A 21,629-nucleotide genomic window follows, 5' to 3' on the forward strand; every position below is an offset into this window, starting at 1 on the left:
CTCGCTAGAGTGGTTCGACGATCAGTACGGCCCCGTCGCTGCCGCTGATCCGCACGCGGTCGCCCACCGCCGCTTCGCAGCCCTTGGCGAGCCATTCGCTGTCGCCATGCTTCACCCGGCCCGTTCCGCCGTTGATGGGCGAGACGACGGTGGCGATCTCGCCAGCCAGCCGCATGCCGCGCCGGTTCATCTTCGGGTCGGCTTCGAGGATGGGGTTGCTGCGGAAGTAGTTGCGACCGATGAAGACCGCGACGATCGAGAGGATCGCGAACACCGTCACCTGCAGGGGGATGGCCCCGGGCATAAGGAAGGCGACGATGCCGGTCAGCAGCGCTGCGCCAGCCAGCCACATCAGGAAGAACCCGGGCACGAGGATTTCGGCACCCGCCAGGAACAGGCCGAGTGCCAGCCACACCCAGAAAGGGTCGAGCGAGTTCCACCACTCCATCACTGGCCTCCCATGCCGCCGCTACGCGGTACGCTGGGCGTGGCGCTGCGCGGCTGCGGACGCGGCGCGGGGTTGGGCGAGCGCGGCGGCTGCGGCCCCCGCGGAGGCGTACCGCCGTCCGAACTGTCGTCGGCAATACCCTTGACCAGTTCGCTGATACCGCCGAGCGAACCGATGAGCTGCGTCGCTTCGACCGGGAAAAGGATCGTCTTGGCGTTGGGGCTGGTGGCGAATTTGCCCACCGCCTTGGTGTATTCCTGCGCCACGAAGTAGTTGAGCGCCTGCCCGCCCGAACCGGCGATGGCTTCGTTCACCACTTGGGTCGCCTTGGCTTCGGCTTCGGCCTCGCGTTCGCGGGCCTCGGCATCACGGAAGGCGGATTCGCGGCGGCCTTCCGCCTCGAGGATGGCCGACTGCTTTTCACCTTCGGCGCGCAGGATCTTCGATGCACGGTCGCCCTCGGCCTCGAGGATCTCGGCGCGCTTCAGGCGCTCGGCCTTCATCTGGCGCGCCATGGCTTCGGAGATATCCATCGGCGGACGGATGTCCTTGATCTCGACGCGGGTGATCTTGACGCCCCACGGCGAGGTCGCGTGGTCGACGACCGAGAGCAGGCGCGCGTTTATCTCGTCACGCTTTGACAACGTTTCGTCGAGGTCCATAGAGCCCATGACCGTCCTGAGGTTGGTCGTGGTGAGCGCCATGATCGCGTTATAGAGGTTCGACACCTCGTAAGCGGCCTTGCCTGCGTCCAGCACCTGGAAGAAAACGACCGCATCGGTGCCGACCATGGCGTTGTCGGCTGTGATGATTTCCTGGCCTGGAATGTCGAGCACCTGCTCCATCATGTTCACCTTCTGCCCGACACGGTCGATGAAGGGAATAATCACATGCAGGCCAGGCTCGGCCGCGAGGGTGAACTTGCCCAGGCGCTCGATCGTGTAGACGTAGCCCTGTTTGACCACGCGCACACCCATCGCAAGAAACACCACCGCCAGACCGACGATGGCGACCAGAAACCCGAGCATATCCATTGCTAACCCCCGAAAACAATCCCGTCAGGCAAATGCTAGCGCGGGATGTGTTAACGGGGAAGCAAAACCGGTGTGCTTTTTCTATCGCGGGTCCGATTTTTTTACAGCGCTTCGGAATAGGTCGCGAGCAAACGCGTCCAAGCCTTCTCCGCTGCCTCGCGGTCATAGGCGGGACTGTCGGGGACGCACCAGCCGTGGTCACCGGCGTAGACTTCTATTTTTGCCGACGCGCCGACATCGGCGGCGGCTTCGCGCAGTTCGATCTTGGCCTGTGGCGCTTCGGCGTCGTCATCCTGCGCGATGGCGATGAGGTAATGCACGTCATCCTGCAGCATGCGATGCGGGCTGTGTTCGCCGTCGCGCACGAGGCCTCCGCCGTGGAAGCTGCAGGCTGCGCCGATGCGGTCTTCCGCCGCCGCGCTCCAGATCGTGAACGGGCCGCCCATGCAATAGCCCTGCGTGCCGATCCGCGCGCTTTGGTCGACCGCGCCTTGCGTCGCGAGCCAGGCGGCTGCGGACTTGGCATCGGCGCCGATAGCATCCGCATCCAGCTTTTCGCGCCAGGGGCGGACTTTCTGGAAGCCGCTTTTGGCAGCGAAGGTCGCGAAATCGGCGAATTGCTCGCCCGAAACGTCGCGGTAATATGGGTTCATCAGCAAGACGGCGTATCCCGAAGCGGCAAGCCTTCGGGCCATCTGGCGTTTGGAATCGCGAATGCCGGCAATATCGGGCCAGAAAATAACCGCAGGGTGCTTACCGCTCTCGGGATGAAAGAATTCGCCATCCATCGTGCCGGAGAAGGTCGAGAAGCTGACGTTTTGCCCGGCGATGGTCGTGCCTGCCGGATCGGGTTCGCCCATTTCGACGGGGGCACAGGCAGCAGCGGCTCCGGCCAAGGCGCCCGCGCCGAAGGTCCGGCGGCTCAGCGTCTGGCGTGCCCATCGTTCGAGATGCGTTTGATCGCACATGCAATTCTCTCCACTCGCCCGTCCGCCCCTACCCCTAGCAAGCTCGCGTGGATGGACAAGGGGGCGAAGGCGTTGCAGACTGCAACCCAGTCCGGTGGGACATGCGAGGGAGAGAGGCATGGGTTTTCGGGGGACCGGATCGATAAGGGCTGTGGCACTTGCCGCAACATTGCTGCTCGCCGCGTGTGGGAGCACGGGTGAGGAGATGCCCGAAGGCGGCATCGATGCCATGCGGCTGGTCAACGCCGACCAGGACAGCGCCAACTGGATCAGCCACGGGCGGACCTATTCCGAGCAACGCTTTTCTCCGCTCGACCAGGTGAACCGCGAGACCGTTTCCCGCCTCGGCCTGACATGGTTTGCCGACATGGACACCGCGCGCGGGCAGGAGGCGACGCCGCTGGTGATGGACGGCAAGCTCTATGTCACGAGCGCTTGGAGCAAGGTCTTTGCCTTCGACGCGGCCACGGGCGAGGCGCTGTGGAGCTACGATCCGCAGGTGCCCGGCGAAACGGGCGTGAAAGCCTGCTGCGACGTGGTGAACCGCGGCCTTGCCGCATGGGGCGATACGCTCTTCCTCGGCACGCTCGACGGGCGCCTAGTCGCGCTCGACCGGGACACAGGCGCGGTCGAATGGGAGAAGGTCACCGTCGACCAGTCGAAAAGCTACACCATCACCGGCGCGCCGCGCGTGATCGACGGCAAGGTGCTAATCGGCAACGGCGGGGCCGAGTTCGGCGTGCGCGGCTATATCGCCGCCTATGACGCGGCCAGCGGCGACGAGCTCTGGCGCTTCTACACCGTGCCGGGCGACGAGGGCGAGGACGCGCCCGAATACCTCAAGACAGCGGCCGAGACCTGGAGCGGCGATGTCCTGACGTCCGAAAGCGGCATCGGCGGTGGCGGCACGGTCTGGGATTCGATGGCCTACGATCCCGAACTCGACCTCCTCTATTTCGGGGTGGGCAATGGTTCGCCATGGAACCGCGCCTACCGCAGCCCGGGAGCCAACGGCACAGGCGAAGGCGACAACCTCTACCTTTCCAGCATCGTGGCCATCCGCCCCGACACAGGCGAATATGTCTGGCATTACCAGACCACGCCGGGCGAAACCTGGGACTACACCGCCACGCAGCACATCATCCTCGCCGACATGGAGATCGACGGGCGGACAAGGCAGGTGCTGATGCAGGCGCCCAAGAACGGCTATTTCTACGTGCTCGACCGCGCGACGGGCGAGTTCCTTTCCGCCAAGCCCTACATCCCGCTCAACTGGTCGACCGGCATGAGCGAAGACGGGCGCCCGCAGATGAACCCGGAAACGCGGATCGACGTGACCGGGAGCGCCGCGCTGGTCATGCCCGGCCCGCTCGGCGGCCATAATTGGCACCCGATGGCGTACCATCCGGGCGAAAACCTCGTCTACATTCCCGCCTTCGAAGCCGCGATGCTCTATGCGCCCGAAGCGAACTGGAAGCCCGACCGTGCGCGCGGGTTCAACGTCGGCTTCGACCTTGGCGCGGGCGACCTGCCGCCCGATCTTGGCATCCGCCGCGAGGTACAGGGCACGATCAAGGGCAAGCTCGTCGCATGGGATCCGGTCGCGCAAGAGCCACGCTGGGAGGTCGAACATCCCGGGCCGTGGAACGGGGGGCTTCTGGCCACCGGCGGCGGCCTCGTTTTCCAAGGCAATTCGGGCAGCGAGTTCAGCGCCTACGACGCGACCAACGGCAGCAAGCTGTGGAGCTTCCCTGCCCAGACCGGCATCGTCGCCCCGCCCGTGACCTACACCGTCGATGGCGAGCAATATGTTGCCGTTCTGGCCGGGTGGGGCGGCGCCTTCGCGCTTTCTGTCGACGGTGAGCTGATCGACAACATGCGCCCGGTGCGCAACATCAGCCGCCTGCTCGTCTTCAAGCTTGGAGGCTCGGCGGGGCTGCCAGCCGAGCCCGATTTCGCCCTTGCCCCGCTCGACCCGCCGCCGCTGCACGCCAGCGCGGCGACCGTCGAACTGGGACGGCAGAAATACGCGCGCTATTGCGCAGTCTGCCACGCGCCCGGCGCGGTCGGATCGACCGAACTGCCCGATTTGCGCCGCTCGGGCGCGCTGGAAAATCCGGCGGCATGGCTGCAGATAGTCCATGGCGGCGCGCTGAAGGACAACGGCATGGCGGGCTTCTCGCAGTCGCTTTCCGAAGAGGAAGTCGAGGCGATCCGCGCCTATGTCATCAAGCGCGCCAACGAGGACAAGGCGATGGAGGCGGAGCGCGCCAAGACGCGTCTCTTGCAGCGCTAATCAGCTGCGGAAGACGACTGTGCGCTGGCCGTTGAGGAGCACGCGCTCCTCGAGGTGAAGGCGCACGGCTTCGGCCAGCACGCGGCTTTCGATCTCGCGTCCCTTGCGGACCAGTTCGTCCGGGCTGTCCGCATGGCTGATCGGCTCGACCGCCTGATCGATGATAGGGCCTTCGTCGAGATCGGTGGTGACGTAATGCGGGCTTGCGCCGATCATCTTCACCCCGCGTTCGTAGGCCTCGTGATAGGGCTTGGCGCCCTTGAAGCCGGGCAGGAAAGAGTGGTGGATGTTGATGCACCGTCCGGCGAGAAACTCGGCCTGCTCATCGGACAGGACCTGCATGTAACGGACCAAGACTACGATTTCAGCGCCCGTCTCCTCCATCAGCTCGCGCAGCTTCGCCTCCTGCTCCGGCTTCGTCTCGCGCGTCACGGGAAGATGATGGAAAGGCAGGTCGGCCAGCAGCGTGTGGGTAATCGCCTCGCGCGGATGGTTGCAGACGATTGCGACCGGCTCCATCGGCATTTCGCCGATCCGCCAGCGATAGATGAGGTCGGCGAGGCAGTGGTCGAACTTCGACACCATGATCAGCACCTTGCGCGGTCGGTCGCGCTGGGCGATCTTGCCTTTCATGTCGAAGGTCTTCGCAAGCTTAGAAAAGCCGCGATAGATCGCTTCCACCGCGTGTCTCCCGGATCGAATTCTACCCGCATGAAGAAGCGGTCGCTCGCCCGGTCGTTGAATTGCTGCGCCTCGAGGATGTTGCCGCCCGCCTTGAACAGCCGGCCCGTCACATTGGCGGTGAGCCCCGGCTGGTCGGGGCAGGACATGGTGAGGATCAGGTGCTCGGACATGGCCCTACCTGTACTGCAACCGGCCGCGCCACAAGCCTTCGGCGGATCGAACACTTGGAAGGTCCCCTTAGCCCTCAACCTCGAAAATGACTTCGTGCATCCCGGTTTCGCGCAGGGCCGCGTCGATCAGGCGGCGGTCGGACACCGACAGCTTTCCTTCGCAGCCGACTACATGGACGATCGGTTCGCGCAGCGAGAACCCGCCGCCGCGCACGACCTGGCGGATGGCCCGCACCAGCGTATCCTCGAGATGGCGCGGGTGCGCGACCAGCGCGTCTTCGGACGAAAAGGGGAATTCGGCGCGCTGGTCGACGAAACTGTCGCTGCTGCGGTGCGTCACCTGCACCCGGTCGCGATAGATCGCGACATCGAGGTCGAGACGCCGAATGTCCACGTCACCGGCGCGTGAGCGCTTCCTCGCTCTGGACCATCAGCTTTTGCATGATGTCCGCCACCGGCTCTTCCGCCTTGAGCATGCCGACCGACTGGCCGGCCATCAGCCTGCCGTTCTCGACATCGCCATCGATCACGGCGCGGCGCAAGGCGCCGGCCCAGTACTGTTCGATCTGGAGCTGTGCTTCTTCCATGGCGATTTCCTCGCGGTCCAGAACGCCCGTAACCTCGATCTGTTTCCGGGTAAATTCCTCGGTGCCGTTGTTCTTGAGCGCGCGGACCGGGATTACCGGCAGGCGCGGGTCGACCTGCACGCTGGCAATCGCATCGCGCGCGTTGGCGCGGAAGAAGGCCTTCTTGAAATTTTCATGCGCGATACTCTCGGCGGCGCAGGCAAAGCGCGTGCCGAGCTGGACGCTCGCCGGGCTCATTTCGAGATAGCCTGCGATTGCGTTGCCGTGTCCCATACCGCCCGCCACGAAGATCAGGTGATTCTCGGAGAGTTCGGGCAGCATTTCCTGCGCCAGAACGCTGGTTGAGACCGGGCCGATATGCCCGCCCGCTTCCATACCCTCGATCACCAGCGCGTCGGCGCCCGAGCGCAGCAGCTTCTTGGCGAGCGCCAGCGTGGGCGCGAAATAGATGACCTTGGCCGGATTCTCGCCGCCCTTGATGGCTTCCACGCTACCCGTGGGCGGGATGCCGCCGGCGAGCACCACGTGGCTGACGCAGCCTTGTCGCAAACCGCGATCAGGTCGAACAGCTGCGGGTGCATGGTGATCAGATTCACGCCGAAGGGCTTGTTAGTCAGCTTTTGCGTCTCGGCAACCTCCGTTTCGAGAAGCTCGGGCGTCAAAGCCCCGCAGGCGATCACTCCGAAGCCGCCGACGTTGCAAATGGCGGAAACGAGGTTTCGCTCGGACACCCAGCTCATCGCACCGCACAGGATCGCGTGTATTGCGAGCCGAGGAAGTCTGCGCCGCGCTGCATCAGGCGGTCGGTCTTGGGCTAGGTGGTCATGCGTACGGCGCTTAGGGCCAGCCTGCCGCTACGGCAAGCAGGACCGATCCCGGCGCTGCGCGAAATCGCTATGCAAGCCAGCGATTTCAGATAGCTGTCGGCGGGAAATGCCAGCTTTGCTGCCCGATTCGCTTGCCGCCTTTCACCCGCAAATCGGGTTGGCTCTGCTCATCAGCCTGTTCGTCGGCTTCATGCACGAGCGCTTGCCACCGGTGGTCCTGGCCGCAGTGGGCGGGCTCGCCATGTACCTGCTCGGTTTCCTTTCGACCGACGAACTGCTTGGCGTCTTTTCCAACAGCGCGCCGATCACCATCGCCGCCATGTTCGTGCTGTCGGGCGCGCTTTTGCGGACCGGCACGCTCGAGGAGATCTCGGGCTGGATCATCCGGCGCACCCGGCGCAAGCCGCGGCTCGCGGTTGCCGAAATCGGAATCGGGACCATGGCGGCCTCGGCTTTCATGAACAACACGCCAGTCGTGCTGGTGATGATCCCCATCGTGAAGCGCTTGTCCAAGGCGCTGGGCATTGCGGCGACGAAACTGCTGATCCCGCTTTCTTACCTCACCATTCTCGGCGGCACGCTGACGCTGATCGGCACATCGACCAACCTGCTGGTGGACGGCGTGGCGCAGGAAAAGGGCCTTGCGCCTTTCGGGATGTTCGAGATCACCGGAGTGGGACTTGCGGCTGCAGCGGCCGGCCTTCTCTATCTCGCGCTGCTCGGTCCGCGGCTGCTACCCGAACGGCCTCCCCGCGCGCTGGACGAGGAAGAAACCGAGAGCGATGTCTACCTCTCCCACCTCGTCGTGATGCAGACGAGCCCCTTGGTGGGCCAGGCGATCGGCAATATCGCGCTTTCTCGCAGGCCGGGTGTGCGCATCATGGGCGTCAAACGCGGCGGCACCATCGCACGCAGCGACATTCACAAGCACGAACTTGCCGCCGGCGACCAATTGGTGGTCAGCGCCAGCCCCGCCGAGCTCGCGTCCCTAGCCGAGGCCTTCGACTTTCGCACCGGCCTCACCGGGGTTGGCGGCGGGGTGGAGACGGCGGGACCGGGAAGGCCGCGCGACCTTGCGCTGGTGGAGGCTGTCATCTCCTCCTCGCACCCCGTGATCGGACGGCGCCTTGCGGAAATACCCATGCTGTCCAAGCTGAAGGTGCGCGTGCTCGGCCTTTCCCGCCCCCGCCATATCGCCGGGCCCGAACTTGCCGAAGTGCGGGTCCGCGCAGGCGACCGGTTGCTGATTGCGGCCGGAACCGATGCCGCACAGGCGCTCAATTCCAACGCCGGTCTGGGAACGGTCAGCCAAGCACCCACCAAGGCCTTCCGCCGCCGCCGGGCGCCTTTGGCAATCGGTGCGCTGGTGGGCGTGGTCGTGCTCGCGGCGGTCTTCAACCTCCCGATCCAGGCGCTGGCGCTGGTCGGCGCAGGCTTCGTGCTGCTGACCCGCTGCCTTGAGCCGGAGGAAGCGTGGAGCGCCATCGACGGTAACACGCTGGTGCTGATCTTCGGCATGCTGGCTTTCGGTGTCGGGCTCGATAACGCCGGCACGGTCGAACTGCTGGTCGACTGGGCGCGGCCCGCGTTCGCCGACGCATCCCCGCTGCTGATGCTGCTGGCGGTCTACGCGCTGGCCAGCATCCTGACCGAGAGCGTAACCAACAACGCGGTCGCCGTAATCCTCACGCCGATCGCGATCGGGCTGGCGCAGGTGACCGGCGCCGACCCGCGCGAGTTGGTGGTGGCGGTGATGTTCGGTGCCAGCGCGAGCTTCGCCACGCCGATCGGCTACCAGACCAACACGCTGGTCTATGGCTCGGCCAATTACCGTTTCGCCGACTTCCTGAAAATCGGTTTGCCGATGAACATCGTGGTGGGTCTCGCGACCTGCGTCGCCATCGACAGCTTCTTCGGCTAGTCGCCGTAGCCGATCCGGACCTTGTGCGCGGCGTCGCGGGCCTTGCGGCGCGCTTCGTCGGTGTCGCCCGCCGTCGCCAGCGCCACGCCCATGCGGCGATAGGGGCGGCTCGTCGGCTTGGCGAAGATACGCAAGTCCGTGCCCGGTTCGGCCAGCGCCTCGGCGAGGCCTTCATAGGAAAGCTCCGCGCTGTCCCGCTCGGCGAGGATGACCGCGCTGGCTGAGGGACGGGCGCGCAACTCGGCGGGAACGGGAAGGCCGAGCACCGCGCGAGCGTGCAGGTCGAATTCGGTCAGGTTCTGGCTCACCAGCGTGACCATGCCGGTGTCGTGCGGTCGCGGCGAAAGTTCAGAGAAGATCACCTCTTCGCCCTTCACGAAGAATTCGACCCCGAACAGGCCGTATCCGCCAAGGTCGTCGACAACCTTGCGCGCCATGTCCTGCGCCTTGGCGATAGCCGTGTCGGTCATCGCGGTCGGCTGCCAGCTTTCCTGATAATCGCCGCGTTCCTGCCGGTGGCCGATAGGCGGGCAGAAAGTGACGCTGCCATTGTGGCGCACGGTCAGCAGCGTGATCTCGTAATCGAAATCGACGAACTGTTCGACGATGACGCGCTGGCGGTCGCCGCGCATGTTGGCGCAGGCATAGTCCCACGCCTCTTCCAGCTTCGCTTCCTCGCGCACCGTGCTCTGGCCCTTGCCGCTTGACGACATGACCGGCTTGATAACGCAGGGAAAGCCGGTGTGCTCGGCCGCCGCGCGCACCTCGTCGAGGTTCTTGGCGTAGCGGTATTTCGACGTCACTAGCCCCAGCTCGTTCGCCGCAAGGTCGCGGATCGCATCGCGGTTCATGGTGAGCTGCGCCGCGCGGGCCGAAGGTACGACGGTGAAGCCTTCTTCCTCCAGCTCGGCCAGCACCGAGGTACGGATCGCCTCGATTTCGGGGACGATGTAATCGGGCCGGTGCGCCTCGACCGCTTCGCGCAGCCGCTCGCCATCGAGCATCGAGAAGACCTCGCGCGCATCCGCCAGCTGCATCGCCGGCGCGTGGTCGTAGCTGTCGCAGGCCACGACATAAGCGCCCAGCCGCTTGGCAGAGATCACGAATTCGCGCCCCAGTTCGCCCGAACCCAGCAGCAGGATTTTCGCAGTGAAGCCCATCATCTTTTCCCTATAACCAGCCCGCATCCTTGAGCGTTTGTACGTTTGCCCGGCTGACCGGCGCCTCCAGGCCATTCGCCAGCACCAGCCGGACATTGCGCCCTTCGCGCCGTATGTCATCGACCGCGCCGCGCGCCACCCACCAGCTGCGATGCACCTGAAGCCCCTCGACTGCCTCCAGTTCCTCTACCGCATCGCGCAGGCGCAGCAGCACCAGCTCCGATCCGAGCGCCGTGTGCGCGCGGACATAATGGTCTTCCATTTCCAGCGCGAGCAAGTCAGTTCCAAGCGCGGGAGGGAGGCGCTCGATAAAGCGGGCGACGGGTTCGGGTTCAACCTCGTCCTCCGTCGCGCTTTCGCGACTATCAGTCGGAGGCCTCCGGTCGAGAACGTGGAACAGGACGGTTACGGCGGCACCGACCACCAGGACGTTGAGATAATGCGCCAGCGCTGTTTCCGCGCTTGGTGCGGAAAGGGGGCCGTACAGCCCGTTCAGCGACCACACGATCGTCGCCATGGGCACGGTCGCCACTAGCACGCCAGCAATCCACAGGCCGGCGCGTGGCAGGTCCAGCAGGCGATGGAACCTGTCGACCAGCACGCCGAGCGGCGCGTAGACCGCATACCCTGTGTAGGCTAGGCCCAGCCACACGGCGAGACGCGTGGCAAGCGGTTGTTCGAAGCTGCCGAAGGGGCCGACGATGGCCATCAGCACGCCGAGGACGGTCATCACCGAAAGGTCCACCGCGAGCTTGCGCGCGAGCGTACGTTTCCGGCCTGCGTCCCCTGTCATCATGCGGCCGGTTTGCCTCCCCATTCGCGCTTCGTAAAGTGGCAAAAGGCCGGATTTTCGTGCTTTTGGCGAAATAATCAGCCCGCCAGCGAAGCGCGCGTTGCGCGCGAACGGCAGGGCGGCAGAACGGGTCTCACCAGTTCCAAGTGGAGACCGTTTTCATGACCACCCTTGCCATCCAGACCCGCCCGAGCGCCATAACCAGCCATGGCTTCGACCTCTCGCCTCCGGTTCGCATATTCCTGAGCGTCGCCTGCTTCACCCTGAGCTTCTTCGCGCTGATTGCACTGTCGCGCGCAGCCTTTGGCCTGGTGCCCGACCTCCGCCACTACGACAAGCTGCCGGTCTGGATCCATGTCGCGAGCGTGCTGCCCGCCATCCCGCTGGGAGGCTATTTGCTGCTCGCCCGCAAGGGCACCCGGCGGCACAAGCAGCTAGGCAAGCTGTGGCTGGTGCTGATGCTGTCAACGGCGACTTCGGCCATCCTCATCACTTCGGGCGGCGGGTACAGCCCGATCCACCTGCTGATCCCCGCGACCTTTCACGCTGCATGGAAAACCGTCGCGACGGCGCGCCGCGGCGACATTGCGGGGCACAAGAAGCACCTCGTCATCACCTATATAGCTGCTCTGCTGGTCCCGGGCCTTATCGCCTTCGCAATCCCGGGACGGCTGATGAACCAGCTGGTCTTCGGTTAAGCCGCCTCGTCCGCCGCATCTAGTCCGTAAGCCGTGTGCAGCACGCGCACCGCGAGTTCGGTCTCGTCCTCGTCGATCATCACGCTGACCTTAATTTCGGACGTCGTGATGGCCTGGATGTTGATCCCGCGGTCGGCCAGCGCCTGGAACATGGTCGCCGCGACGCCCGCGTGGCTTTTCATGCCGACACCCACGACACTGATCTTGGCGATCTTGCTGTCGGTGATGAGGCGGTTGTAGCCGATGTCGTCGCGCTTGTCCTCGAGCAGTGCCTGCGCGCGGGCGAGGTCGGCCTGCGGCACGGTGAAGGTCACGTCGGTCTCGCCCTTGTCGCGGCCGACGTTCTGGATGATCATGTCGACATTGATGCTGGCCTTGGCGAGCGGCTCGAAGATATGCGCCACCGCGCCCGGCTTGTCGGGCACGCGGGTCAGGATCACCTTCGCTTCGTTCTTGTCATGCGCGATGCCGGTTACGTGCTGGCGTTCCACGAGGCCCTTCTCCACCAATTCGTTCATTTCCTCTTCCGACACGATCATCGTGCCCGGAAGCTCGTCTGCGGGGACAGCGTCGTCGCCCACGAAGCTGGAGAGGACCTGCACGCGCACGCCCTCCTTCATGGCGAGGCCGACGCTGCGGGTCTGCAGCACCTTGGCCCCCACGCTCGCCAGCTCGAGCATTTCCTCATAGGTCACCGCCTTCAGCTTGCGCGCCTTGGCGACGATCCGCGGGTCGGTCGTGTAGACGCCGTCGACGTCGGTGTAGATGTCGCAGCGGTCGGCACCCACCGCCGCGGCCACAGCCACGGCCGAGGTGTCCGAACCGCCGCGGCCCATGGTCGTGATGCGCCCCTCGTCCGACACGCCCTGAAAGCCGGGGATGACGGCGATCTCGCCCTCTGCCATCGACTTTCCCAGCGCTTCGCCATCGATGCTGTCGACGCGCGCCTTGGCGTGCGCTTCGATCGTGCGGACCGGAAGTTGCCAGCCGAGCCAACTGCGCGCTTTCGCGCCCAGCGATTGCAGGGTCAGCGCAAGAAGGCCCGAGGTGACCTGCTCGCCGCTCGCCACAACGACATCGTATTCGGCGGGGTCGTAGAGCGCGTTCGCCTCGCGGCAGAAATTGACCAGCCGGTCGGTCTCGCCCGCCATCGCGCTGACGACGACCGCGACCTCGTTGCCGCCTGCCGTCTGCTTGCGCACGATATTGGCGACGCGGCGAATGCGTTCGGTCCCCGCCATGGAGGTGCCGCCGAATTTCATCACGATACGGGCCAAGCGGGGAAGTCTCCGTGCTGGAATGCCTGAGGCTAGGCTGCTAGCCACGCGCAATGAGCGATGCAACCACGAGCCGTCAAAGCAATACTTACACCGGCCAAACGATCCGGCCAGACGAGGCCGCGCATTTCGGCAGGCTGGCGGCCGACTGGTGGGACCCGAAGGGCTCCAGCGCCATGCTGCACAAGCTCAACCCGGTGCGCCTTTCCTTCCTGCGCGATGCGATCGACCTGCACTGGGCGGGCGATGTGCGCGATGCGAAGCCGCTCGCAGGGAAGACCGCGCTCGATGTCGGTTGCGGCGCGGGGCTCCTGTGCGAACCGCTGGCTCGGCTTGGTGCCGATGTGACCGGCGTGGATGCCGCGCCCGAGAACACCGCCGCCGCCGCGATCCACGCGGAGCGCTCCGGCCTCGACATCCGCTACATGGCGGGCGAACTGGCCGCGCAGGACATCGGCACATTCGACCTCGTCACCGCGATGGAGGTGATCGAGCATGTCGCCGACAAGCAGGCTTTCGCGAGCGAACTTGCCGCGCGGCTTGCGCCCGGTGGCCTGATGGTCCTTTCCACCCCCAACCGCACCGTCCGCAGCCGCGCGCTGATGATCGGGGCGGCCGAGGGCTTCGGGCTGATCCCAAAGGGCACGCACCACTGGGACGACTTCATCACGCCCGAGGAACTGGGCGAGCTTCTCGAGGCAGCGGGACTTTCGATGGGAGAGCCCAAGGGTATCGCCTTCTCGCTGATGAAGGGGCTGCATCTTTCAGGCGATCTCTCGCTCAACTACATCGTCACTGCGCGAGCGCGTTGACCGCGATTGCCGGATCGTCGGTGAAGATACCGTCGAGCCCCGCAGCTTTTGCCACCAGCACCAGCGACGCCAGATTGCCGGTCGCCGCTTCGCCGCCGTCGGTGCGGAAGGCGGGCGGCAAGTAGGCGTTCTCCTTGCGCAGGGTCCAGCCATGGACCTGCAAGCCGGCCGCTTTTGCTGCCTCGATCACGCCGGTCGAACCGCCGTCCGCCGCCAGCAGCAAGCGCAGGTCCGCGCCGATCGCATCGGCATAGCCCGCCACTTCGGCAAGACCGCTTGGGGCAAGCATGTCCTCATAGCGCAGCCCCGGCTCGTCCGCCGGACCGCCCTCGGTCGCGGCAAGCAGGACGAGCCGCACATCGACCAGCCGGTCGAGCCGCTTGAGCGGAGCGACCTCGAAGCTTTGCACGAAAACAGCGTCTTCGGCGTCGTCGAGATCCGCCTCGCGCAGCGCGGTGACAAGCAGGTCGACGCTGTCGATGCCCGCTTCCTGCAGCAGAAAGGTCGGATGCTTGAGTTCAGGATAAAGGCCGATGCTCCGACCCGTCTCTGCCTGCTTGGCGCGCACCAGCTGCACGATCTCGGCAAAGGTCGGGATGGCGTAGAGCCCGTCGAAGCGGGCGTTGGAGGGGCGCAGGCCGGGCAGGCGCTCTTTCGCGCGCAGGGTGCGCAGTTCGGCGAGGGTGAAGTCCTCGGCGAACCAGCCGCTGACCAACCGCCCGTCGATCGTCTTTGACCGCCGGCGATCGGCAAACTCCTCATGGAAAGCCACATCGGTCGTATCGGAAAGCTCGTTCTCGTGCCGTGCCACCAGCACGAGGTCCTTCGTGACCACCAGGTCGGGCTCGACATAGTCCGCCCCCTGGTCGATTGCGCGTTCGTAAGCGACCAGCGTATGCTCGGGCCGCTCCCCGCTCGCGCCGCGATGGGCGATGACCAGCATGCCGCCATCCGTTGCACGCTCCTGCGCAGCCAGCGGCGGCGTGACAAGCAGGGCTAGGGCGGCAAGCAGCCGGATCAGCATAACGCGCTTTTCCAGGCCGCTTCGTCGAACCCGACGTGGATACCGCCAGCGTACTCCACAACAGGGCGCTTGATCATGCTGGGATGCTCCACCATCAACGCGATTGCCTTGGCTTGGTCGATAACCGTCTTTTCGGCATCGGACAGTTTGCGGAAGGTCGTCCCGCGCTTGTTGAGCAGGACTTCCCACCCGGCTTCATCGGCCCAGTTCGCCAGCCGCTCGGCATCGGCGCCCTCCTTCTTGTAGTCGTGGAACGTGTAGTCGATGGCCTGCGCCTCGAGCCACTTCCTCGCCTTCTTGACGGTGTCGCAATTGGGGATGCCGTAGAGGTGGATGGTCATGCTTCCCTTCCTACAGGGTGGAACAGATGGAACACGGTCCTGAGCGAAAAGGCTTCGGACCTGAAAACTCGCCTGCAACCGGCCCATTCGAGCGATTTGCCAGCGGTTCGGCTACCTGACTAACGCGGGCGCGGCGCGTAGGAAAGGTGCGCGTCGGCGATGGCCACGGCCAATGCATCGGCGGCGTCGGCCCCGGCGATTTTCACGCCCGGCAGCAGCACCTTGAGCATGGCCTGGACTTGGGTCTTGTCCGCCCCACCCGTGCCGACCACGGCCTTCTTCACCAGCCGTGCCGCGTGTTCGTTCACGTCCAGCCCCGCCGCGCCGCACGCTGCCAGAACCGCGCCGCGCGCCTGCGCCAGCTTGAGAGTCGACTGCGGGTTCTTGTTGACGAAGACTTCTTCGGCCGCCGCTCTGTCGGGCCGGTGCTCGGCAATCACGGCTTCCAAAGCGGTTTGTAAATGCGACAGGCGGCGCGCCATCGGCGCCTTGGCGTCGGTCGGCACCTGCCCGTTGGCGATATGCGCGATGCGCGAACCCTCGGCCCGGATCACGCCCCAGCCGGTGCAGCTGAGCGAGGGGTCGAGACCGAGGATGATCATCGGGCGACGCCGCTCATCCGAGCCCGACCAGCCAGCCGAGCCGCCACGCGATGGCCAGCAGGAACGCGCCGCCGAGCACGATTGCCAGAGCCCATTCGCGTAGCTTCAACGCCTGTCACGCCTCAGGCGCTGACCTTGTCCATGACCTCGTCGGAGATTTCGTAATTGCCCCAGACGGTCTGGACGTCGTCATCGTCTTCCAGCGCGTCGATCAGCTTGATCAGCGTGCCGGCGCCCTTCTCGTCCATGTCGACGGTGAGGTTGGGCTTCCACGCGAGCTTGACGTTTTCCGCCTCGCCCAGCGCCTTTTCCAGATCGCCCGCGACCTGGTGGAGATCGTCGGCCGCGGTCCAGATCGTGTGACCGTCCTCGCTGCTTTCGATGTCTTCCGCGCCCGCCTCCATCGCGGCTTCGAGGACCTTGTCCTCGTCGCCTGCGCTTGCCGGATATTCGATCAGGCCGAGACGTTCGAAACCGTGCTGCACGCTGCCTTCGGTGCCAAGGTTGCCGCCGTTCTTGCTGAAGGCGGTGCGCACGGCGGTGGCGGTGCGGTTGCGGTTGTCGGTAAGCGCTTCGACGATGATCGCGCTGCCGCCGGGGCCGTAACCTTCGTAACGCACTTCCTCGTAATTCTCGGCATCCGAGGCGGAGGCCTTGTCGATCGCGCGCTGGATGTTGTCCTTAGGCATCGACTGGCTCTTCGCCGCGTTGACGGCAAGGCGCAGGCGCGGGTTCATGTCCGGATCGGGCATGCCCATCTTCGCCGCCACGGTGATTTCGCGGCTCAATTTGGAGAAGAGGTTGGAACGCTTCTTGTCCTGCGCACCCTTGCGGTGCATGATGTTTTTGAACTTGGAATGGCCTGCCATGGTCTCTTTTGCCGCTTGTCTGGTGAAATGGATTGCTGCTGCCCTTAGCCGCTTCGCCCCTGCCCGCACAAGCCTCGGCGGCTGTGCATCATATGTGAATCCGCGCATTCAAAGCGTGTTCATGGCCAAGGGCTTAGACCCGTGATCATTCGCTGGCAGAATGCCTTGGGGAAATGGCACGCGGCGACAATACCCGACTTTTCGTGTAACAGGGTTTCGCAAGACTAGCGGTGCCGATGCACGATGTGAAAGGACCCGAGCTATGACTACCCGTACCAGGGGTTGGGGGCACACTCTCAAGCTGGCCTCCGTTCCGATGATCCTCGCAGGCCTTGCCGCCTGCGCCACGCCGTTCAAGGCCGATGTCTCGCGCTTCCAGACGCAGTTGCCCGCGCCCGAGGGCGAGAGCTTCTACGTCGTCGCCGAGGATCCGAGTCTGGCCGGCGGTCTCGAATTCTCGCAATATGCGGACCATGTCGAAGCGCAGATGGCGCGCCTCGGCTATGTCCAGGCCCCGTCGGCCGAAGACGCGACCCTGCTGGTCCGTTTCGACTACGGCGTTGACAACGGCCGCGAACGCGTTCGCACCACCGGGTTCCACGACCCGTTCTATTCGCCCTGGCGCGGCTATTACGGGGGCTTCGGCTATCGCCGTGCACCCTTCTATCGCCCGGCCTTCTACCGCACGCGCGACGGACGCCTGGTGCGCACCCGCTACCGCTCGAGCGCGTGGGGCTACGGTTTCTACGACCCGTGGTTCGGTGGCCCGGAAGTGCGCAGCTACACCGTCTACACCAGCGGCATCGACATGAAGATCGATCGCGCCGGTACGGGTGAGCGGTTATTCGAGGGCAAGGCGCAGGCCCTGTCGACCTCGAACCGCCTGCAGTACCTCGTGCCGAACCTGGTCGAGGCCATGTTCACCGATTTCCCGGGCAATTCGGGCGAGACGGTGCGCATCTCGGTCAAGCCGGAAGACGAGAATACGGTTCGCCGGATCGACTGATCGCGGCGCAACAAGATCGCTCCCCCGGACGGGAGCAACCGAGGAGGGCGACCATGGATCGGGTCGCCCTTTTTCATGCCCGATCCACTCGCCAGCGGAGGTTCGCGATCACGAGCGCCGAGGCGAAGACAGCGCCTTCGAGCATGGCGGTGCCGAATTGGGAGATCATGTAGAACCCGTCTTCGCGGAACAACGATGCCACACCCGCCATGTCGAGGCGAGATAGCGGGAATTCCTCCTCAAGCATCACCAGCGTCGAGCCGTAGAACCGACCGCCCCAGAATGCCGTCAGCCCTGCCACGAGCGCTCCGACAGCGCTTGCCAGAAGACCCGCCGCAAAGCGGTCGAGGTCGAGCTGCAAGGCCAGCACCAGCGCGCAACTTGCGGCAACGCCCAGCGCCAGTCCTTCGAACATACCGGTCACCGGAGGAGGGGTCGCGCCGGTGAGCGCCTGTAGCCCGTACACGGCCAGCGCCGAACCGAGGCCGCCGATTACGACGCCTCCGGCCCCACCTCCGGCTACCAGCGCCCAGCCACTCCGGATGCGCCATGACGCAGTGAGCGCCATCCCCGCTCCGATACCCGCGCCACCGAGGACGGCCAGAGCGATGGTCAGCAGAAGGATGGTCACGAAGCCGCCAGCACTGCCGTCGGTCCCCAAGATCCCGTAGAAAAACCCTCCGAGGATGCCTGCCGCAAGGCCGCCGAGCGTCGTAGCGCCCGCCAATCGGGCAGCATGCGATTGCGAGGGGGCGTGCGGTGGAGGCGAAGCCGGAGGGGCGTCGTCCAACTCCGCAATGAACCGATAGCCGTGCTTCGGCACGGTCTCGATATAGCGGGGGGCCGATGCCTCGTCGCCGAGCGCGCGGCGCAGGGTGCGGATGGCCTGAGTCAGTGCCTCGTCGGTCACGGGAATGCCGCGCCAGACATCGTCCATGAACCGCGTCTTGGAGATCAGCTCTCCGGGATGGGTCGCAAGCAGCACAAGCGCATCGAAATAGCGGCTCCCCAGCTCGACAGCCTCGCCGCCACGCAGCAGGCGCCGTCCGTGCAGGTCGAGCGTAAAGTCGCCGAAGCGCACGAGGCCGGTGGTTTCTCCCATCGGCTGCTGGTTAGGCGATGATGCGGCAGTGAGGAAGGGTTTCAGCCATTGCTCAGGAATTGCTCATGCCGCTCACGAGGGTGGTGGCTAGGTCAGGGGGCATCGCAACAGCCAGCACAAGGACACGACATGACCCGTTCAAGCACGCAAAGGATCAACGGATGGCGGATCGCCGGTTGGGGCGCTTTGCTCGCCCTCCTCGCCCTGCCCGCCATCGCGATGCAGTTCACACCCGACGTCGATTGGACTGGCAGCGACTTTCTGTTCGCTGCCATCCTCCTCGGCCTGTTGGGCGCAGGTATCGAGCTGGCGGTTCGAAGCGCACGCAACACGCCGCAGCGCCTCGGCATTGCGCTTGCAGTCCTCGGCGGTTTCCTGACCCTGTGGAGCAACGCAGCGGTCGGCATAATCGGTAGCGAGAGCGAGCCGACCAACCTGTTGTTTTTTGCGATGGTGGTCTTGGCGGTCGTCGCGAGCCTTGCCCTCAGGTTGCAGCCGGCTGGCATGCGGTGGTTGATGGCTGCTCTAAGTGCGGGTCAGTTCGTCGTCGGGATCGTGGCCGGTCTTTGGACGATGCCCGGACACGCCGTGGAGTGGGGCGTGCTGGCGTTCTTCGCGTTGATTTGGGGGGCATCCGCCGGCGCGTTTCACCGCGCCCGCCGACTCGTGGATAACTAGAAGCTCAGGCTAGCAATTCAGGCCAGCTTCGCGTGGCCGCCGGTCGAGCCGAAGCCGCCTTCGCCGCGGGTCGTTTCGTCGAGCTCGTCGACTTCCTGAAAAGCTGCCTGCGTAACGGGAGCGAGCACGAGCTGCGCCACGCGGTCGCCGCGGGCGATGGCGAAATCGTCGGCGCCGTGGTTGATCAGGATGACTTTCAACTCGCCGCGATAGTCGCTGTCGATCGTGCCCGGCGTGTTGGGCACGGAGATGCCGTGCTTCAATGCGAGGCCCGAACGCGGGCGGACCTGGAATTCATAACCATGCGGAATGGCCATGGCGAGGCCCGTGGCGACCGCATGGCGCTGGCCCGGCCTTAAAGTCACGCTTTCGGCGGAAAGAACATCCATGCCCGCCGCACCCTCGGTCGCATAGGCGGGCAGGTCGAGCCCGTGGCCATGCGGCAGGCGCTTGATCTGAACACCGACAGGATCAGTCACGCGGATCGACTTCCGGCTCGGCGAGCGCTTCGGCGGCGCGGCGGACGAGTTCGCGGGCGACCTCTTCCTTTGGCATTTCGGCCAAGCTTTCGACCCCACCCGAGGTGACGATGTGGACCTGGTTGAGGTCCCCGCCCATCACGCTCTCGCCTTCGGCACCGGCCACGTTGTTGGCGATGATCCAGTCCGCACCCTTGCGCTTGCGCTTGGACTTGGCGTTCTCGACCACGTTCTCGGTCTCGGCAGCAAAGCCGATGAGGAGGTGCGGACGCTTGCGCCCGGCGGCGACGGCAGCAAGGATATCGGGATTCTCGGCGAGGATGAGCGCCGGCGGGGCAGAGCCACGCTTCTTCATCTTCTCGGCGGCGACATGGCGGCTCTTCCAGTCGGCCACGGCGGCGACCATGAAGGCAGCGTCGGCGGGCAGCGCGTTGCGCACTTCCTCGGCCATGTCGTCGGCGGTTTCGACGTCGATACGGTCGACACCGACCGGCGTAGGCAAATGGACCGGCCCCGCGACCAGCGTTACGCGGGCACCGGCAGCAGCAGCCATGGCGGCAATCGCGAAGCCCTGCTTCCCGCTCGAGCGGTTGGCGATGTAGCGCACCGGGTCGATCGGCTCGCGCGTCGGGCCAGCGGTGACGAGCACGTGCTTGCCGTAGAGCGGGCGGTGTTCGGGATCTTCGTCGAAGATCGCCTGGCCATGAAGCGGATCGGCGGCGAGCGCCTGTTCCGGCTCGAGAGCTTCCATCTCTTCGGGGATCGGCTGCGCCTTGGCGCGCGTGTCCTGATTGCCGACCTGGTCGTTGATCGCTTTGGCATCGGTCGGCGGAGCGGCCGCCGCGCCGCCCTTCTTGGCGAGCAGCGGGCTGTTCATGTCGACTTCGAAGGGGCCGTCCTCGACCGGCTCTTCCTCGAAGTCCATCTCGACGTCCTCGAGCTCTTCCGCGTCGAAATCCTCTTCGATTTCCTGCTGGCTGCGCTTGGCGGTGGAGCGCGGGATGATCGCGTTGAGCAGGCTGCCGAGGCCGGAACCGGAGGAGAGATCCTCTTCCTCGCCGTCGACCTCCTCGAAATCCTCGTCCTCAAGGTCCTCTTCCTCGAGCACCTGCACGTCCTCGGCGGCGGCCTTCTTGGCGACCGGCGGGGCGAGCTGCGGCGCGGGCGCAGCCAGCTCGGGAAGGTCGATATCGAGATCGAGCGTCTCGGCGATCATCTGCAGGATGGCAGCCGGCTCGGGCAGGCGACCGGGGCCGAATTCGCCGCAGGCCATCGCGCCCTCGTCCGGGTCCATCACGGTGACACCGGCCTGGCGCAACCAGTCGGCGTTGCGCTGGGTGGCCGAATGCTCCCACATGCGCACATTCATGGCAGGCACGGTGACGACCGGCTTGTCGGTCGCGAGGATCAGCGTGGTGGCGAGATCGTCGGCAATGCCGGCGGCCATCTTGGCGAGGATATCCGCCGTCGCCGGGCACACGACCACGAGGTCCGCCTGCCGCGAAAGCTGGATATGGCCCATCTCGACCTCGTCCTTGAGATCGAACAGCGAGGTGTAGACCTTGTTTTCGCTAAGCGCGGCGAGTGCCATCGGCGTGACGAACTGCTGCCCGCCCTCGGTCAGGACGCAGGTCACGTCGCCGCCCGCCTTGCGGATCAGGCGCACGAGCTCGCAGCTCTTGTAAGCGGCGATACCGCCCCCGATCACGAGTAGGATCTTCGGCCCGCTCACGCCGGCCTTCCCGCTGTTGTCGTGGTGCGCAGCATGCGCCGCGCGGACCGGCTGGTGAATTCCCATAGCGTCATCGATGCGCTTGCTAGCGCCCCCTGTCCGTCATTGCCAGCGCGCAAAA

The 21,629-nt window shown here is 65.4% G+C and carries 20 protein-coding genes and 2 pseudogenes; 6 read left to right on the forward strand and 16 right to left on the reverse strand.

Annotated elements, in window-relative coordinates; all coding sequences use genetic code 11:
• Positions 1–4: 4 nt before the first annotated feature.
• The 3 genes from ED21_RS03735 to ED21_RS03745 form a co-directional block, all read right to left on the reverse strand.
• Entirely contained in the window at positions 5–448 is a 444-nt protein-coding gene (locus ED21_RS03735; protein ID WP_006832498.1) for an NfeD family protein, read from the reverse strand.
• Entirely contained in the window at positions 448–1,482 is a 1,035-nt protein-coding gene (locus tag ED21_RS03740; RefSeq protein ID WP_006832499.1) for an SPFH domain-containing protein, read from the reverse strand. Before ED21_RS03740 ends, ED21_RS03735 begins: the two co-directional genes overlap by 1 nt.
• 101 nt (positions 1,483–1,583) lie before the next feature.
• Complete coding sequence (locus ED21_RS03745; protein ID WP_006832500.1) at positions 1,584–2,450, reverse strand: dienelactone hydrolase family protein; 867 nt, start codon at positions 2,448–2,450, stop codon at positions 1,584–1,586.
• 118 nt (positions 2,451–2,568) lie between these two features.
• Here ED21_RS03745 and ED21_RS03750 point away from each other — a divergent pair, with 118 nt between their 5' ends.
• On the forward strand, positions 2,569–4,746 hold the full coding sequence (locus ED21_RS03750; RefSeq protein WP_050784709.1) for a PQQ-dependent dehydrogenase, methanol/ethanol family: 2,178 nt from the start codon (positions 2,569–2,571) through the stop codon (positions 4,744–4,746).
• Here the strand turns inward: ED21_RS03750 and purU are convergent.
• From purU to ED21_RS03765, 3 genes and pseudogenes are all read right to left on the reverse strand, one after another.
• Positions 4,747–5,600: pseudogene (gene purU / locus ED21_RS03755) on the reverse strand (formyltetrahydrofolate deformylase). It lies immediately after the preceding gene.
• Between the two features lie 67 nt (positions 5,601–5,667).
• Complete coding sequence (locus ED21_RS03760) at positions 5,668–5,994, reverse strand: hypothetical protein (protein ID WP_006832504.1); 327 nt, start codon at positions 5,992–5,994, stop codon at positions 5,668–5,670.
• 1 nt (position 5,995) lies between these two features.
• Positions 5,996–6,983: pseudogene (locus tag ED21_RS03765) on the reverse strand (NAD(P)H-dependent flavin oxidoreductase).
• Between the two features lie 137 nt (positions 6,984–7,120).
• Between ED21_RS03765 and ED21_RS03770 the strand changes: the two are divergent.
• On the forward strand, positions 7,121–8,935 hold the full coding sequence (locus tag ED21_RS03770) for an SLC13 family permease (protein WP_006832506.1): 1,815 nt from the start codon (positions 7,121–7,123) through the stop codon (positions 8,933–8,935).
• On the opposite strand, the gene purT is transcribed toward ED21_RS03770, so the two are convergent.
• Together purT and ED21_RS03780 are read right to left on the reverse strand one after the other, a co-directional pair.
• Positions 8,932–10,095 carry a formate-dependent phosphoribosylglycinamide formyltransferase gene (gene purT, locus ED21_RS03775; RefSeq protein WP_034921529.1) on the reverse strand — a complete coding sequence of 388 codons (1,164 nt, stop codon included), beginning with the start codon at positions 10,093–10,095 and terminating at the stop codon, positions 8,932–8,934. The genes ED21_RS03770 and purT overlap by 4 nt on opposite strands.
• A 10-nt stretch (positions 10,096–10,105) precedes the next feature.
• The gene (locus ED21_RS03780; protein WP_006832508.1) at positions 10,106–10,891 is read right to left on the reverse strand and encodes a LytTR family DNA-binding domain-containing protein; all 786 of its coding nucleotides are present in this window, start codon (positions 10,889–10,891) and stop codon (positions 10,106–10,108) included.
• 158 nt (positions 10,892–11,049) lie between these two features.
• Between ED21_RS03780 and ED21_RS03785 the strand changes: the two genes are divergently transcribed.
• Positions 11,050–11,586, forward strand: a complete 537-nt coding sequence (locus tag ED21_RS03785) for a DUF2306 domain-containing protein (RefSeq protein ID WP_034921385.1) — start codon at positions 11,050–11,052, stop codon at positions 11,584–11,586.
• Here the strand turns inward: ED21_RS03785 and ED21_RS03790 are convergent.
• Positions 11,583–12,848, reverse strand: coding sequence for an aspartate kinase (locus ED21_RS03790; RefSeq protein WP_006832510.1), 1,266 nt, complete (start codon positions 12,846–12,848; stop codon positions 11,583–11,585). The genes ED21_RS03785 and ED21_RS03790 overlap by 4 nt on opposite strands.
• 68 nt (positions 12,849–12,916) lie before the next feature.
• On the opposite strand from ED21_RS03790, the gene ubiG reads away from it, so the two are divergent.
• Positions 12,917–13,675 carry a bifunctional 2-polyprenyl-6-hydroxyphenol methylase/3-demethylubiquinol 3-O-methyltransferase UbiG gene (gene ubiG, locus ED21_RS03795; protein ID WP_006832511.1) on the forward strand — a complete coding sequence of 253 codons (759 nt, stop codon included), beginning with the start codon at positions 12,917–12,919 and terminating at the stop codon, positions 13,673–13,675.
• Here ubiG and ED21_RS03800 read toward each other — a convergent pair.
• From ED21_RS03800 to ED21_RS03815, 4 genes are all read right to left on the reverse strand, one after another.
• The gene (locus tag ED21_RS03800; RefSeq protein WP_006832512.1) at positions 13,656–14,699 is read right to left on the reverse strand and encodes a glycerophosphodiester phosphodiesterase family protein; all 1,044 of its coding nucleotides are present in this window, start codon (positions 14,697–14,699) and stop codon (positions 13,656–13,658) included. The genes ubiG and ED21_RS03800 overlap by 20 nt on opposite strands.
• Positions 14,693–15,040 carry an ArsC family reductase gene (locus tag ED21_RS03805; RefSeq protein ID WP_006832513.1) on the reverse strand — a complete coding sequence of 116 codons (348 nt, stop codon included), beginning with the start codon at positions 15,038–15,040 and terminating at the stop codon, positions 14,693–14,695. Before ED21_RS03805 ends, ED21_RS03800 begins: the two co-directional genes overlap by 7 nt.
• Positions 15,041–15,159: 119 nt before the next feature.
• Complete coding sequence (gene ruvC, locus ED21_RS03810) at positions 15,160–15,642, reverse strand: crossover junction endodeoxyribonuclease RuvC (RefSeq protein ID WP_006832514.1); 483 nt, start codon at positions 15,640–15,642, stop codon at positions 15,160–15,162.
• Between the two features lie 122 nt (positions 15,643–15,764).
• A complete protein-coding gene (locus ED21_RS03815) occupies positions 15,765–16,511 on the reverse strand; it encodes a YebC/PmpR family DNA-binding transcriptional regulator (protein ID WP_006832516.1) in 747 nt (248 codons plus the stop codon).
• 262 nt (positions 16,512–16,773) lie between these two features.
• Here ED21_RS03815 and ED21_RS03820 point away from each other — a divergent pair, with 262 nt between their 5' ends.
• On the forward strand, positions 16,774–17,517 hold the full coding sequence (locus ED21_RS03820; protein ID WP_034921391.1) for a DUF4136 domain-containing protein: 744 nt from the start codon (positions 16,774–16,776) through the stop codon (positions 17,515–17,517).
• A 73-nt stretch (positions 17,518–17,590) separates the two neighbouring features.
• On the opposite strand, the gene ED21_RS03825 is transcribed toward ED21_RS03820, so the two are convergent.
• The gene (locus tag ED21_RS03825; RefSeq protein WP_006832518.1) at positions 17,591–18,619 is read right to left on the reverse strand and encodes a transcriptional regulator; all 1,029 of its coding nucleotides are present in this window, start codon (positions 18,617–18,619) and stop codon (positions 17,591–17,593) included.
• 129 nt (positions 18,620–18,748) lie between these two features.
• Between ED21_RS03825 and ED21_RS03830 the strand changes: the two genes are divergently transcribed.
• Positions 18,749–19,297 carry a hypothetical protein gene (locus ED21_RS03830; protein WP_006832519.1) on the forward strand — a complete coding sequence of 183 codons (549 nt, stop codon included), beginning with the start codon at positions 18,749–18,751 and terminating at the stop codon, positions 19,295–19,297.
• A 17-nt stretch (positions 19,298–19,314) separates the two neighbouring features.
• On the opposite strand, the gene dut is transcribed toward ED21_RS03830, so the two are convergent.
• Both dut and ED21_RS03840 read right to left on the reverse strand, forming a co-directional pair.
• Entirely contained in the window at positions 19,315–19,776 is a 462-nt protein-coding gene (gene dut / locus ED21_RS03835; protein WP_006832520.1) for a dUTP diphosphatase, read from the reverse strand.
• Positions 19,769–21,574, reverse strand: a complete 1,806-nt coding sequence (locus ED21_RS03840; protein ID WP_006832521.1) for a phosphopantothenate--cysteine ligase family flavoprotein — start codon at positions 21,572–21,574, stop codon at positions 19,769–19,771. Before ED21_RS03840 ends, dut begins: the two co-directional genes overlap by 8 nt.
• Between the last annotated feature and the right edge of the window lie 55 nt (positions 21,575–21,629).

The organism is Erythrobacter sp. SD-21 (genome assembly GCF_000181515.1).
In the GTDB taxonomy this organism is placed as follows: domain Bacteria; phylum Pseudomonadota; class Alphaproteobacteria; order Sphingomonadales; family Sphingomonadaceae; genus Qipengyuania.

Excerpts from the sequence above, each read along its gene's own strand:
- ED21_RS03735 (WP_006832498.1), bottom strand. The coding sequence starts at position 448 with ATGGAGTGGTGGAACTCGCTCGACCCTTTCTGGGTGTGGCTGGCACTC.
- ED21_RS03740 (WP_006832499.1), bottom strand. The coding sequence starts at position 1,482 with ATGGATATGCTCGGGTTTCTGGTCGCCATCGTCGGTCTGGCGGTGGTG.
- ED21_RS03745 (WP_006832500.1), bottom strand. The coding sequence starts at position 2,450 with ATGTGCGATCAAACGCATCTCGAACGATGGGCACGCCAGACGCTGAGC.
- ED21_RS03750 (WP_050784709.1), top strand. The coding sequence starts at position 2,569 with ATGGGTTTTCGGGGGACCGGATCGATAAGGGCTGTGGCACTTGCCGCA.
- ED21_RS03770 (WP_006832506.1), top strand. The coding sequence starts at position 7,121 with ATGCCAGCTTTGCTGCCCGATTCGCTTGCCGCCTTTCACCCGCAAATC.
- purT (WP_034921529.1), bottom strand. The coding sequence starts at position 10,095 with ATGGGCTTCACTGCGAAAATCCTGCTGCTGGGTTCGGGCGAACTGGGG.
- ED21_RS03780 (WP_006832508.1), bottom strand. The coding sequence starts at position 10,891 with ATGATGACAGGGGACGCAGGCCGGAAACGTACGCTCGCGCGCAAGCTC.
- ED21_RS03785 (WP_034921385.1), top strand. The coding sequence starts at position 11,050 with ATGACCACCCTTGCCATCCAGACCCGCCCGAGCGCCATAACCAGCCAT.
- ED21_RS03790 (WP_006832510.1), bottom strand. The coding sequence starts at position 12,848 with ATGAAATTCGGCGGCACCTCCATGGCGGGGACCGAACGCATTCGCCGC.
- ubiG (WP_006832511.1), top strand. The coding sequence starts at position 12,917 with ATGAGCGATGCAACCACGAGCCGTCAAAGCAATACTTACACCGGCCAA.
- ED21_RS03800 (WP_006832512.1), bottom strand. The coding sequence starts at position 14,699 with ATGCTGATCCGGCTGCTTGCCGCCCTAGCCCTGCTTGTCACGCCGCCG.
- ED21_RS03805 (WP_006832513.1), bottom strand. The coding sequence starts at position 15,040 with ATGACCATCCACCTCTACGGCATCCCCAATTGCGACACCGTCAAGAAG.
- ruvC (WP_006832514.1), bottom strand. The coding sequence starts at position 15,642 with ATGATCATCCTCGGTCTCGACCCCTCGCTCAGCTGCACCGGCTGGGGC.
- ED21_RS03815 (WP_006832516.1), bottom strand. The coding sequence starts at position 16,511 with ATGGCAGGCCATTCCAAGTTCAAAAACATCATGCACCGCAAGGGTGCG.
- ED21_RS03820 (WP_034921391.1), top strand. The coding sequence starts at position 16,774 with ATGACTACCCGTACCAGGGGTTGGGGGCACACTCTCAAGCTGGCCTCC.
- ED21_RS03825 (WP_006832518.1), bottom strand. The coding sequence starts at position 18,619 with ATGGGAGAAACCACCGGCCTCGTGCGCTTCGGCGACTTTACGCTCGAC.
- ED21_RS03830 (WP_006832519.1), top strand. The coding sequence starts at position 18,749 with ATGACCCGTTCAAGCACGCAAAGGATCAACGGATGGCGGATCGCCGGT.
- ED21_RS03840 (WP_006832521.1), bottom strand. The coding sequence starts at position 21,574 with ATGGGAATTCACCAGCCGGTCCGCGCGGCGCATGCTGCGCACCACGAC.